Genomic DNA, 12212 nt, shown 5'->3' on the forward strand with positions numbered 1-12212 from the left:
TCCCTATGCACACATGTCGACCGCAAGGGCCGACACTTTGCAAGGTACTTTCTTTGAAACTCCGTCAATATCGATTGCATCGATATTTCCTGTATTATAAAAAAATTTGGCAAAAAGTGTTTAAATGCGGCTGAATATTGGTATAATAGTATATTGTATTGAAAGGAATCGAATTACAAAGGAGTAGAAAATGCGACAGGTTTATTTAGATTATTCAGCAACTACGCCGGTAAAAAAAGAAGTTTTAGATGCGATGCTTCCGTATTTTACCGAGTTCTATGGAAATCCATCCAGTTTATATAGTATAGCAGCAGAATCAAAAGAAGCCCTGGCTGGCGCCAGAAAACAGGTAGCCGAACTTGTGGGAGCAGATGAAAAGGAAATCTTTTTCACATCCTGCGGTACGGAAGCCGATAACTGGGCCGTGATGGGCGCTGCCGATGTTCTGAAGAAAAAGGGAAATCACATAATTACGACGAAGATTGAGCATCACGCGATGCTTCATTCCTGCGAGTTCCTGGAAAAGCACGGATATGACGTTACTTATCTGGATGTGGATTCTGAGGGAAGGGTGAACCCTGCCGATTTGGAAGCGGCCATCACCGACAAGACCATTCTCATCAGCATCATGTTTGTCAACAATGAAGTGGGAACCGTAGAGCCGATCAGGGAACTGGCAGCTATTGCCAAATCTCATCAGATCCTCTTCCATACGGATGCCGTACAGGCGTTGGGAAATATGCCCATCGATGTGAAGGAGCTGGGCGTGGACCTCATGTCCATATCCGCACATAAGATTTACGGACCTAAAGGAGTGGGAGCGCTGTACATCCGCAAAGGTGTAAGGCTTTCCAACTATCTCCACGGCGGAGCCCAGGAAAATAAAAAACGGGCCGGCACGGAGAACCTGGCCGGTATCGTAGGATTCGGTAAAGCGGCTGAACTGGCCCGGATCCACCTGGACGAACATATTCAGCATACATCGTCCCTGCGGAACTACTTGATCCAGCAGGTTCAGGAAAAGATCGACAATGTTTATGTAAACGGATCGATGGAACACAGACATCCGGGCAACGCCAATCTGACCTTCGAATTTATTGAGGGAGAAGCGATGCTCCTTTATCTGGATATGAACGGGATTGCCGTTTCAACCGGCTCTGCCTGCTCATCCGCGTCTCTGACGCCTTCCCATGTGCTGTCGGCCCTGGGAATACCGGTGGAGAAAATCCACGGAACCCTGCGGTTCACCGTAGGCGATATGACGACAAAAGAAGATATCGATTATGTTGTTTCAACCCTGGTAAATGTGGTAAATAAACTTAGAGAAATTTCATCAGTATCGAGCGAGAAAGGGTGGTAAAACATGGCTAACATGTATAATGATAAAGTAATGGATCATTTTATGAATCCGCATAATGTTGGAGAAATTGAAAACGCCGACGGCGTTGGTACTTACGGCAGCCCGGTGTGCGGGGATATGATGCAGATCTCCATTAAGGTGGCGGATGATAAAATAACAGATGCAAAGTTCAAGACCTTTGGCTGCGGATCGGCAATTGCATCCTCCAGTGTGGCAACCGACATGATCATCGGTATGACCATCGATGAAGCTCTCGATCTGACTAACAAACAGATCATCAACGAGCTGGGGGGCCTTCCGGCAGTGAAGATACACTGTTCGGTGCTGGCGGATCATGCGATCAAATCAGCAATCTATGATTACGCTCAGAAAACAGGCAAAACTTATAAAGGTCTGGAAGGCTTCGATCCCAATGCGGACGAGGACGATCATCATGATCTGCCAGAGGAAGAATAAAATGAACGAATCACTGGATAGAAAAAAAGTGATACTTGGATTAAGCGGCGGTGTAGATAGTACAACCGCTGCTTTACTATTAAAGGAAAAAGGCATGGAAGTAACCGGCCTCTATTTTGACGTTTCTTCCGGCAATGAAGAGGGGCGCCGGGCAGCAGAGGCCGCGGCGGATCAGATCGGGATTCCCTTCCTTTACCGCAATGTTCACCAGCTTTTTCAAGACACGGTCATCGATAATTTTTGCAGTGAATACGCGGCAGGGAGAACGCCCAATCCATGTGTGTTCTGCAATCCCACGGTGAAGTTCAAAATTCTCACCCAAGAGGCGGATCGGGCGGGGGCTTTTCACATTGCCACAGGCCATTATGCACGCACTGCTTATAATTCTCAGCTTGGATGGACCGTGCGGCGTGCTGCCAGCGAAAAAAAAGATCAGTCTTACATGCTGTATCGCCTGCCGGCGGAGGTTATCGAACGCCTGCTTCTGCCTCTGGCTTTGATGGAACATAAGGAACAGGCCAGGGAAATCGCCCGACAAAATCATATGAACAACGCTGATCTTAAGGACAGCCAGGAGATTTGCTTTATCGCGGACGACGAAAATTATGCCGACTATATTAAACGACATGGATATTCCATCGAAGAGGGAGACTTTATTGATAAAGAGGGGAATGTCCTTGGGCGCCACAAAGGGCTGATTCACTACACCATCGGACAGAGAAAGGGACTGGGAATTACCTTCGGCAAGCCCGTTTTCGTCACCGATATGGATCCGGCAGCTAATACAGTGACTCTGGGGGATCACGAGGATCTCTTTTCCCGGGAAGTAATTTGCTCCGGGAGCTTTTTTTCGATGACGGGGAGCAGTTGCATGCCTGAAATTTTGGAAGGGGCCCGGGTAATGGCTAAGATTCGCTATGCAGCAAGACCTGCGCCTGCACAGATCATGACAAAGCCGGACGGCAGGATCCTCACTGTGTTTGATGAAAAACAGAGAGCTGCCACGCCCGGCCAATCGATCGTTTTTTATTTGGATGACTGTGTGGTTGGCGGCGGGTTTATCGAATAGCTGCGGTCTAAGCTGACTATAAAAAAGTTTCCTTTGGAAACGTTATTCGCGCTTCGCGCTCACTTTCACAAGGTAAACTCTTTTGAAATACAGGAAATGCTACGCAATCGATATTTCCTGTATAATAAAATTATTATGTAAACTTAGAACATAATGATCGCTCTCACCGGACACACCGGCGCGCAGTAGCCGCAGGTGAGACAAATCGAAGGATCCACCTGCGCCAGACCGTTTCCGTTTCGGAAAATGGCTTTATTGGGGCAGCGGGTAATACAGGCTCCGCATCCTTCACAATCTCCCTGATCGATGCGGATTCTCTTTTTGGAAACATCAGGAATATAATCCGGATCAATGGTGCCTTCTGCATATTCCACGATTCGATCCACTTCTTCCTTGCTGCCAAAGCCGATCATGATCGAATCAACGCCAGGCAGATCCCGCACATAGTCCAGCGCTTCCAGATAAGAACCGGTGAGGTTTCCGCCGCCGAAGGCTTTCATGGCAAAGACGCCTTTTCCTGCCCTGGCATTGGCTTCAATGGCTGCGGCCATCTCTTCTTTCGTTCCCGGACCGTCTCCCTTTCGAATACCCAGGCTTTTGAAATTGATGAGAGGGAAGAGGACGTCCACTTCTGGAATTGCGGCCATTTTCTCCGCCACATCCACATGGTGAGTAGATACGCCGATGGCCTTCACCAGACCTTTTTCTTTGGCTTCCACCAGACAGCGCCAGGCTCCCGCCCGATCATCCCAATCCGGATCCTGACGGACTTCGTGAAGCAGAAAGATATCGATATACGCCAGATCCATCTCTTCCAAAGCCTCGTTAATGGCAAATTCCATTTGGCTGTAAGTCAAATCCAGCGATTTGGAGCAGATCACCGGTTTATACGGGGAATCTTTAAGCGCCTGGCGGATATATGGATAGGTTTCATAATATTGAGCAGTATCAAGAAAATTGATTCCCTTTTCCAAAGCATAGCGCAAAACGTTTGCTCCTTCTTCTACCGGCAGATTGAGTTGGGTATTTCCAACGGTCAGTACGCCGAACCCAATGGGTGTTACTTCAATTCCGGTATTCCCTAATTTCTTTTTTTTCATAAAAACCTCCTGAAATCTAAGTTTATAGTAACATAATATCCACAGGTAAGGACATACTAATTTTAAACAAATGAACATACAAGGAGGGACGGAAAATGGGAAAATTTTGCACTGGTGCCGTAGGGATTGGCATTGCCGGCGCGATCATTGGAATGCATATATACATGTTCCTTTCGCCGAGAGACCAGAGACAGATTCACCGAGGCCTGAAAAATGCGGTCGATGATTTGAAAAATATTACGGAAAAGTTAACGGAGGTAGTTTAATGGGTATTTTAGATGATATGGAAAAAGATAAGGTCTGGAATCATATGGATGATATGAAGATTTTAGGAATGACCAGAGAAGATTTGGATGATGATGACAACATCATTGAAGAGTTGAGAGAAAAGGAAAAGGCTCAATCAAAACAGGAAAAATAAAACGGTTTTCTTTGAGGAAAAAGGCTGGTTCTGCGGACCGGCCCTTTTTATGGTAGTTTTTGTTTACATAAGAACAGGCAGCGGTATATAATAGGAACAGAGCAATTCATATTTGGCGGACACAGGTGAAATTTATGGAGCGACTTGTAGTTTTTCTGGGCGCCGGCGCATCAAAAAGCGATGGGGCACCCCTTCAGAAAGAATTATTCCGGGCCTATATGGAATCGATGGATGAATCCCGGGAGATTCAAACGCGGTACGATGAGAAGAATCCATTTTATAAAAACGTGAAAATGGATCTTTTTACGTTTTTTGATGGTTACTTTGGAATTGATTTGGGCTGCTCCAAACCCATGCTTTTCCCGTCTTTTGAGGAGGCTCTGGGTATTCTTGAGGTGGAAGGCAGCTATGCCGGAAGCGGGAAAGTCCGGAAATACAAGGATGCCATTGTTGCCAGCATGGCCCTTGCCATCGAATCCCAGCTCGAACATAAGCGAAATGAAGATAATTATCAGATTATCGATAGTTATCATAAGCAGCTGGTGGAAAATCTCTGCGACCGCAGCGGGCGTCAGGTGGATTTTTTGTCCACCAATTACGATCTCCTTGCGGATAACGCATTGTTTTCACAAAGGAGAATCATCAATTATGGCTTTTCACGCCAAGGACACGGGATTAGGCTGCTCAAGCTGCATGGTTCCATGAACTGGCTCTACTGCACCCAATGCGGATGTATCCAAGTGAAAGAAGCGGCGGATATTTCCGCCAACAACCTGCTGGATTTTAACGCCCATAAATGTGAAAAATGCGGCAGTCAACAGACGTCGGTAATTATTCCGCCCACCTATTTTAAAAATTTCGTCCAGTACGGCGACAATATCCGCCGCGTTTGGGAAAATGCTTATGAAGCTCTTGTCAACGCGGACCACATTGTGATCTGCGGCTATTCCTTTCCCCATGCAGACATACATATAAAAACCCTGCTGAAAAAAAGCGAGCAAGGCAGAATGCGTCCAGAGCCGTTAAAAGTCTCTGTCTTCAACGGTTATGAAGGAAAATCCATTGAAGAAATGGAAAAAGAAGAATCCCGTTATCTGCGGTTTCTTCGAAAAGATACAATTTTGAATTATCGGGGAGATGTTCCCTTTGAAGCTTTTGCCCGGGCGCCGAGGCAATATATGGATTAAACCGAGGAGGTTATAAAAGATGAACGTAACAGAAGCAATTCGCAGCAGACGCAGCATTCGCAAATATAAAAAGGGCGTGGTCATTCCCCAGGAGCATTTTCAGCTGATGCTGGAAGCGGCTATGATGGCTCCCAGCGCCGGAAATACCAGACCTTGGGAATTCCTGGTTGTGGAAAACCGTGGGATCCTAGAGAAACTTACGGAAATAAATCCATATGCCAGAATGCTCAGGACCGCGTCCGCAGCCATTGTGATTTGCGCAAAACCGGAGCTGCAAACCGGAATCTGTTCCGGCTTCTGGCCTCAGGACTGCGGGGCGGCGGCGGAAAACCTGATCCTTCAGGCAGAAGATCTTGGTTACGGCACTTGCTGGTGCGGCATGTATCCGATCCAGCACCGGGTGGAGAAAGCCCAAGCACTGCTGCGGGTGACCAGCATTCCGTATGCCCTTATCGCCGTGGGGGTTCCTGATCAGGCTCCTGAAGCGAGAGGTTTTTTTGATCCGTCGCGGGTAAGGTATATAAAATGAAAGGGAAACTGTTAGCGGGCATCATGGCCCTGATGATGTGTTTTTCCCCAGTTGCGTCCTTCGCAGCTTCTTCCTGGGAAACAGGCTCAAAAGACAGCAAAGAGCCGCATTATAAAGAAGGGGAAGCCATCGTCCTTCTCAAAGATACACAAGGGGGCATGAGCCGCAGGGCGGCCGCCGCTTCGCTGGATGTGGATGGCATCCAGGTAGCTGACACCTGTAATTTCAAACATGCTGCGAAAGAACCATCCGCCCAAAGCCCGTCCGCAGCAAAAAAAAGCGCGGCGCAAAAAACAACGACCATCGCCCTGGTGCGTTCAGAGAAGCTCTCTACGGAACAAGTGCTGGAAAAACTGAAAGCCAGCGGCCAAGTAGAAATCGCCGCGCCCAATTACCAGTTAAAAGCCTGCAAAATGCCGGACGACCCCTATGTAACATCCCAGTGGGCCCTAAAGAATACCGGCCAGAGCGGCGGTGTCCCTGGCGCGGACCTGCACCCGGAAAGGCTATGGGATAAAGGGACAACGGGAAGCTCTAAGGTGGTAGCGGTCGTCGACACCGGGATAGATTATACCCATGAAGACCTCATAAGCAATATGTGGGTCAATCCTCATCAGGACAAGCTGCCGGGGAAATACGGATATGATTTTGCCAGCGAAGACGCCGAGCCAATGGACGACAATGGGCATGGGACGCACTGTTCGGGTATCATTGGAGCCTCAGGGAATAATGGCGTGGGCATCAGCGGCATCAACCAGAAGATCAAGCTTATGGCCTTGAAAATGCTGGATGACGATGGATACGGCGAGCTTTACAATGCGCTGCGTGCCTATTGGTACATCAGCGACGTTCAGGATCTGGGCGTTGACGTGGCGGCGATCAACAATTCCTATACTGAGATCCCTGAGGACTATACCCCGCCAGATGCCCCTAAAATAAAGGCAATGAACCAACTGTTTAAAAGGGTAATGGATATTACCGGGGAAAAGGGCGCCGTCTCTTTCTGCTGCGCCGGAAACGACAGCGAGGATAATGACCGCGGGCTAATTTCCCCTGCCGGCGCGGACAGCCCATACAACATCGCCGTTGCCGCCAGCGATCCTTCCGGGGATTTGGCCCCTTATTCCAATTACGGGAAAACGTCGGTCGATCTGGCGGCACCGGGATCATATATTTTATCGACAATCAACGAACCTTCCTTTACTCCCGGTATCTACACGCCTGCGCAGCGAGCGCAGCTCTGCGATGAATTTGCCGACTATGAGGAGAAAGACAGTCTGGAGCCGGGAAAATGGGGTGTGCCGAAAAACACGAATCCTTCAATCAACTATACTTATACCCTGGATCAAGCGCATTTTTTCAACACCGGGAAACAGTCGTTGAAATTACAGTTTACCGATGTAACAAAAGGCTTAGCTTTTCTTCAAATTCCATACACGCTAAAGGAGAAGGTCGGTCAGGTCGGGACGACCTATGCCAGCTTGGCGATCCGTGGTGGTCTGTCGAAAAGTGGACAGCCGTCTAGTATCCTGGTTTTAGACATGGGGTAAATATACATTTATGTATGGCACCTCCATGGCAGCCCCTCATGCCGCCGGTGCCGCAGCCCTGATTGCCGCCTGCAATCCTGACCTCTCTGCCCTGGAAGTTGCAGAAACAGTCAAAAAGAGTGTGCGGAAAACCGATTCCCTGGCAGGTAAGGTCGCCTCCGGCGGGGTCTTGGATTTAGCCAAACTCACCATACCGCAGGCCGTTTATTCGGTAAAGCTGAGTAAAACCTCCGCCAAAATAAAAAAAGGCGCTTCCTTTACCTTAAAGGCAGCCGTGTCCCCATCCAATGCAACAGAAAAAGGCGTCACCTGGAAAACGTCCAACAGCAAAATTGCAACTGTAGACCAAAAGGGAAAGGTCCTTGCAAAAGGTTATGGGAAAGCTTACATTACCGTCGTTTCCAAAGACAGAGGCGGCAAATCAGCCCGCTGCGCGGTGACGACATGCTATTCCATCCGCTATAAAACCGGCGGCGGCAGGCTGGCGAAAAACAGCCCTGACCTTTACTACAACGAGAAAGTATCGCTGAAAAAACCGGCGAGAGCCGGGTACAGCTTTCAAGGCTGGTATACGGACAAACGTTTGAAACATAAAATTACGGTAATCAAAAAAGGCGCAGAAAAGAATTATACCCTTTACGCCAAATGGAACAAAGTAAAGGTCGGGAAAACGTATATCAAACGGATCAGCAAAAAGAGAAGCACAAAGATGATGCTGTCCTATAACAAAGTCCGTGGTGCGGACGACTACCAGATCAAATATTCCCGGTCGAAAACCTTTAAAAAGAGCAGTTATGCCAATGCCAAATCCACCAAAAAGACCATAAAAGGCTTGAAAAAGGACACCCGTTATTATGTGAAGGTCCGGGCTTACAAATACGATTCGGCAAAGAAGAAAGTCTATGGAAAATACAGCGCCCCGGTACACATAAGATAGCGCGCAGCCTTGAATCCGCACTGCAATTGTGCTATAATTACGGGTAATTGTTTAATAAATGCAGGAGGAAACATTATAATGGAAAAGTTGGGACTTAATCAAATCAGAGAAGCCTTTCAAAGCTTCTATGAGACTAAAGGTCACTATAAAAGAAAAAGCTTCTCTCTTATCCCGGAGAACGATAAGAGCTTACTTTTAATAAATTCAGGAATGGCGCCGCTTAAACCTTATTTTTCGGGTCTTGAGAATCCGCCGTCCAAAAGAATGACCACTTGTCAGAAATGTTTGCGGACAGGTGATATTGAGAACGTGGGATATACGTCACGCCACGGCACTTTCTTTGAGATGCTGGGCAGCTTCTCTTTCGGCGATTATTTCAAAGTGGAATCCATCACCTGGGGCTGGGAATTCATGACAAAGGTTTTGGATTTGCCGGTGGATCGTCTGTGGGTCTCCGTCTTTGAAGAAGATGACGACGCATATGATATTTGGAAAGATATTGTCGGTTTTCCGGAAGAACGAATCGTTCGCCTGGGAAAAGATGATAATTTCTGGGAAATCGGGACAGGACCCTGCGGTCCTTGTTCTGAGATTTACTACGATCGAGGAGAAGAATACGGATGTGATAATCCGGACTGTAAACCGGGCTGCGACTGCGACCGCTATATCGAGTTCTGGAACCACGTATTCACACAATTTTCCAAAGATGAGGACGGCAATTATACGGATCTGGCCCATCCTAATATCGATACGGGCATGGGGCTGGAACGGCTGGCTACTATCATGCAGGGCGTTGACTCGATCTTCGATATTGATACGGTCCGTTTTGTTTTGGATGGAGTCGTGGAAAAAGCAGGCGTTAAATATGAAAATGGACAAGCACCGACAGACGTTTCAATTCGCATCATTACCGACCATCTTCGTTCGATTACGTTTATGATCGCTGACGGTATCATACCGAGCAATGAAGGCAGGGGATATGTCTTGAGGCGGCTGCTAAGGCGTGCGGCCCGCCATGGGAGGCTGCTGGGAATTGAGGGATCATTCCTGGCCGATCTGTGCGGCAGAGTTATAGAGATTTCCGGCAAAGCATATCCTGAATTGGAAGAAAAACGCGTATATATTAAAAAAGTCATAACCATTGAAGAAGATAAATTCAGCAGTACCATTGATCAGGGAACCAGCATTATCACAGACTATGTAAAGGAAATGAAGGCGAACGGCCAGACTATCTTGGACGGCGAAAAGGTGTTCAAGCTTCACGACACTTACGGCTTCCCTCTGGAGCTGACTCAAGAAATACTGGAAGAGCAGGGCTGCCAAGCGGATGTGGAAGGCTTTAATAAGCATATGGAACATCAGAAGGAACTGGCTCGGGCGGCTCAGAGGTCAAAAGAAGATGCCGGATGGGAAGAGGCTTCAACAGAATTTGTTTTCGAAGGGAGCACGGAATTTACCGGTTACGATACCGTTGTTGATACCGGGAGGATTAAAGCTATGTTTTGGGAGCAAAAGCCGGTTAGCTGCCTGAAAGAGGGCGAAATCTGCAGAATTGCTCTCGATAAAACTCCGTTTTATGCAGAAAGCGGCGGTCAGGCCGGAGATTTTGGTATTATATATAATGATACCTTTGCCGGAGAGGTTCTGGAGGTCATCAAATTCCAGAATGTTTTCGCTCATAAAATCAAAGGCTTAAAAGGTGAGCTGAGAACAGGCGACGAGGTAAACTGCTTGGTTTCCGCACCTAATCGGAATAATACCGCACGGAACCATACCGCTACCCATCTGCTTCATAAAGCTTTGAAAGAAGTGCTGGGCGATCATGTACAACAGGCAGGATCCAGTGTTACAGCCAGCGGACTCCGTTTTGACTTTAATCACTTCGAAGCATTGACTTCGGAAGAATTAACAAAGGTTGAAGAAATCATAAACGATAAGATCAGCCATTTTATTCCTGTTTCAACTAAGGAAATGGCACTGAAAGAAGCAGCTAAAGAAGGTGCAGTAGGACTTTTCGGCGAGAAGTACGGCGATGTGGTAAGAGTTGTATCTATCGGTGATTACAGCAAGGAGCTGTGCGGCGGCACCCACGTTGCCAATACCGGTCAGATCGGCGCATTGAAGATTGTTTCCGAATCAGGCGTAGCCGCTAGTGTTCGCCGAATTGAAGCAATTACAGGTGCCGCGCTCTTGGAGAGAATCAACGAAACGGAGCAGACCATCGCCGAAGCAGCAGTCGTCTTAAAAACCAATCCTTCCGGACTTTTGGCAAAGCTCTCAAATTTGACTGAAGAAATCAAGTCAGTCAAAAAGGAGTTGGAGGAGTTCAAAAAGAATGCAATTGGAAATGCAATGGACAAGATGTTCGATGATGCCAAAGAGGTCAATGGGGTGACGTTAATCGCAAGAGCTTTCAAAGATTACACGATACAGGATCTTCGCGGACTTTCCGATGATATCAAAGCCGAACACAAAAATGTAGCAATGGTATTTGCTGCACAAAACGGCGAAAAAGTTACTTTCCTGGTTTCTCTGACAGATGATCTTTTGGATAAGGGCTATCACGCAGGAAAAATGATCAAGCAGATTGCTGCGGCTGCAGGCGGCGGCGGCGGCGGTAAAGCCGATATGGCTCAGGCGGGGGCAAAGGATCCTTCCAAGATTAAGGATGCCTTTGCAGTTGCAGAAAGCCTGCTGTAACGCATTTGGTCGCACAGATTCTATAACATTTGCCGCAGCATCGGGCCTTGCACTGCGGCAATGTTAAGTCTTTGTGAAATCAAACAAAATCTCTTGTACTTCATTGTATAAAAGTGTATAATTGTATCAAAGTAGAGACGGTAAGGAGGTACATACCATGGACAGACAGACAAGAATGTACGATAATTTCGATAAGATAGAACAACGAACAATTGAAGAAATTTTAAATATTGTATACGATGCTTTGGAGGAAAGAGGCTATAATGCGATCGACCAGATGGTGGGATATATCCTGTCGGGGGACCCTTCCTACATTACCAGCCACAACAATGCGCGAAACATCATCGGGCATATCGAACGTGACGATCTGGTAGAGGAATTGATTAAATCTTACCTGAACAAGTAAAATGTTAAGAGAAGCGGGCCAACATTTCGGTCCGCTTATTTTTTGTTTAAGCGAGGAAACAATATGAAAAAAATTGCGTTGGATGTGGGCGACAAGACCATAGGCGTGGCGGTAAGCGACCCTTTGCTGATCACCGCTCAGGGAATTATGACCATCGAAAGGGTTGGCATTCGAAAAGATGCGGGAAAAGTCATGGATCTGATTAAGGAACATGACTGTGACACGGTTGTTATAGGGCTGCCGAAAAAGCTGGATGGTACCGATAGCATACAAACAGAAAAAGTCTATGAATTTAAAACCATGCTGGAAAATAAAATGAAAAGTTCCGGTATGGGCCACATTCAGATCGTCTTTCAGGATGAACGATTGACCACGGTCATAGCTGAAAAGGTTCTGATCGAGGGCGATGTGCGCAGAAACAAGCGTAAAAAAGTGATTGATAAACAAGCGGCAGTATTAATTCTGCAAAGTTATCTGGATACACTATAAGGTGTCCG

General features: G+C 47.2%; 13 protein-coding genes. 12 read left to right on the forward strand and 1 reads right to left on the reverse strand.

Annotation, left to right across the window (positions count from 1 at the left end; all coding sequences use genetic code 11):
* Positions 1-190 precede the first annotated feature (190 nt).
* Genes nifS through mnmA form a run of 3 tightly spaced genes read left to right on the forward strand, consistent with a single transcriptional unit; the run spans position 191 to position 2885 of the window.
* Complete coding sequence (gene nifS, locus LG211_RS08945; protein ID WP_148395208.1) at positions 191-1360, forward strand: cysteine desulfurase NifS; 1170 nt, start codon at positions 191-193, stop codon at positions 1358-1360.
* 12 nt (positions 1361-1372) lie between these two features.
* Positions 1373-1816 carry a Fe-S cluster assembly scaffold protein NifU gene (gene nifU, locus LG211_RS08950; RefSeq protein ID WP_148395354.1) on the forward strand — a complete coding sequence of 148 codons (444 nt, stop codon included), beginning with the start codon at positions 1373-1375 and terminating at the stop codon, positions 1814-1816.
* Between the two features lies 1 nt (position 1817).
* Positions 1818-2885, forward strand: coding sequence for a tRNA 2-thiouridine(34) synthase MnmA (gene mnmA / locus LG211_RS08955; protein WP_269477361.1), 1068 nt, complete (start codon positions 1818-1820; stop codon positions 2883-2885).
* Between the two features lie 143 nt (positions 2886-3028).
* Here the strand turns inward: mnmA and LG211_RS08960 are convergent, their stop codons facing one another.
* Positions 3029-3985 (reverse strand): aldo/keto reductase, encoded by a 957-nt coding sequence (locus LG211_RS08960; protein WP_227755158.1) that lies wholly within the window; start codon positions 3983-3985, stop codon positions 3029-3031.
* A gap of 95 nt (positions 3986-4080) precedes the next feature.
* Here LG211_RS08960 and LG211_RS08965 point away from each other — a divergent pair, with 95 nt between their 5' ends.
* The 9 genes from LG211_RS08965 (at position 4081) to ruvX (ending at position 12204) form a co-directional block, all read left to right on the forward strand.
* A complete protein-coding gene (locus LG211_RS08965) occupies positions 4081-4251 on the forward strand; it encodes a hypothetical protein (protein ID WP_227755159.1) in 171 nt (56 codons plus the stop codon).
* Entirely contained in the window at positions 4251-4406 is a 156-nt protein-coding gene (locus LG211_RS08970) for a hypothetical protein (RefSeq protein WP_227755160.1), read from the forward strand. Before LG211_RS08965 ends, LG211_RS08970 begins: the two co-directional genes overlap by 1 nt.
* A gap of 134 nt (positions 4407-4540) precedes the next feature.
* On the forward strand, positions 4541-5593 hold the full coding sequence (locus tag LG211_RS08975) for a Sir2 family NAD-dependent protein deacetylase (RefSeq protein WP_148395205.1): 1053 nt from the start codon (positions 4541-4543) through the stop codon (positions 5591-5593).
* 19 nt (positions 5594-5612) lie between these two features.
* Positions 5613-6122, forward strand: a complete 510-nt coding sequence (locus tag LG211_RS08980) for a nitroreductase family protein (protein WP_148395204.1) — start codon at positions 5613-5615, stop codon at positions 6120-6122.
* Positions 6119-7672 carry a S8 family serine peptidase gene (locus LG211_RS08985; protein WP_269477362.1) on the forward strand — a complete coding sequence of 518 codons (1554 nt, stop codon included), beginning with the start codon at positions 6119-6121 and terminating at the stop codon, positions 7670-7672. The genes LG211_RS08980 and LG211_RS08985 overlap by 4 nt, the downstream gene beginning before the upstream one ends.
* A 10-nt stretch (positions 7673-7682) precedes the next feature.
* Entirely contained in the window at positions 7683-8609 is a 927-nt protein-coding gene (locus LG211_RS08990; protein ID WP_269477363.1) for an Ig-like domain-containing protein, read from the forward strand.
* Positions 8610-8687: 78 nt separating this feature from the next.
* Positions 8688-11309, forward strand: coding sequence for an alanine--tRNA ligase (gene alaS, locus LG211_RS08995; RefSeq protein ID WP_269477364.1), 2622 nt, complete (start codon positions 8688-8690; stop codon positions 11307-11309).
* Positions 11310-11484: 175 nt separating this feature from the next.
* On the forward strand, positions 11485-11715 hold the full coding sequence (locus LG211_RS09000) for an IreB family regulatory phosphoprotein (protein ID WP_415270808.1): 231 nt from the start codon (positions 11485-11487) through the stop codon (positions 11713-11715).
* A gap of 63 nt (positions 11716-11778) precedes the next feature.
* Positions 11779-12204 carry a Holliday junction resolvase RuvX gene (gene ruvX, locus LG211_RS09005; protein ID WP_269477365.1) on the forward strand — a complete coding sequence of 142 codons (426 nt, stop codon included), beginning with the start codon at positions 11779-11781 and terminating at the stop codon, positions 12202-12204.
* The last annotated feature ends 8 nt before the right edge of the window (positions 12205-12212 follow it).

The sequence above is a fragment of the Hominibacterium faecale genome, from assembly GCF_020734085.1.
Taxonomy (GTDB): Bacteria; Bacillota; Clostridia; order Peptostreptococcales; family Anaerovoracaceae; genus Hominibacterium; species Hominibacterium faecale.

Bases quoted from the DNA above. Each gene is read 5' to 3' on its own strand.
- LG211_RS08990 (WP_269477363.1), top strand. From the start codon at position 7,683: ATGTATGGCACCTCCATGGCAGCCCCTCATGCCGCCGGTGCCGCAGCC.
- LG211_RS09000 (WP_415270808.1), top strand. From the start codon at position 11,485: ATGTACGATAATTTCGATAAGATAGAACAACGAACAATTGAAGAAATT.
- LG211_RS08965 (WP_227755159.1), top strand. From the start codon at position 4,081: ATGGGAAAATTTTGCACTGGTGCCGTAGGGATTGGCATTGCCGGCGCG.
- LG211_RS08985 (WP_269477362.1), top strand. From the start codon at position 6,119: ATGAAAGGGAAACTGTTAGCGGGCATCATGGCCCTGATGATGTGTTTT.
- nifS (WP_148395208.1), top strand. From the start codon at position 191: ATGCGACAGGTTTATTTAGATTATTCAGCAACTACGCCGGTAAAAAAA.
- nifU (WP_148395354.1), top strand. From the start codon at position 1,373: ATGTATAATGATAAAGTAATGGATCATTTTATGAATCCGCATAATGTT.
- LG211_RS08970 (WP_227755160.1), top strand. From the start codon at position 4,251: ATGGGTATTTTAGATGATATGGAAAAAGATAAGGTCTGGAATCATATG.
- LG211_RS08960 (WP_227755158.1), bottom strand. From the start codon at position 3,985: ATGAAAAAAAAGAAATTAGGGAATACCGGAATTGAAGTAACACCCATT.
- alaS (WP_269477364.1), top strand. From the start codon at position 8,688: ATGGAAAAGTTGGGACTTAATCAAATCAGAGAAGCCTTTCAAAGCTTC.
- ruvX (WP_269477365.1), top strand. From the start codon at position 11,779: ATGAAAAAAATTGCGTTGGATGTGGGCGACAAGACCATAGGCGTGGCG.
- LG211_RS08980 (WP_148395204.1), top strand. From the start codon at position 5,613: ATGAACGTAACAGAAGCAATTCGCAGCAGACGCAGCATTCGCAAATAT.
- LG211_RS08975 (WP_148395205.1), top strand. From the start codon at position 4,541: ATGGAGCGACTTGTAGTTTTTCTGGGCGCCGGCGCATCAAAAAGCGAT.
- mnmA (WP_269477361.1), top strand. From the start codon at position 1,818: ATGAACGAATCACTGGATAGAAAAAAAGTGATACTTGGATTAAGCGGC.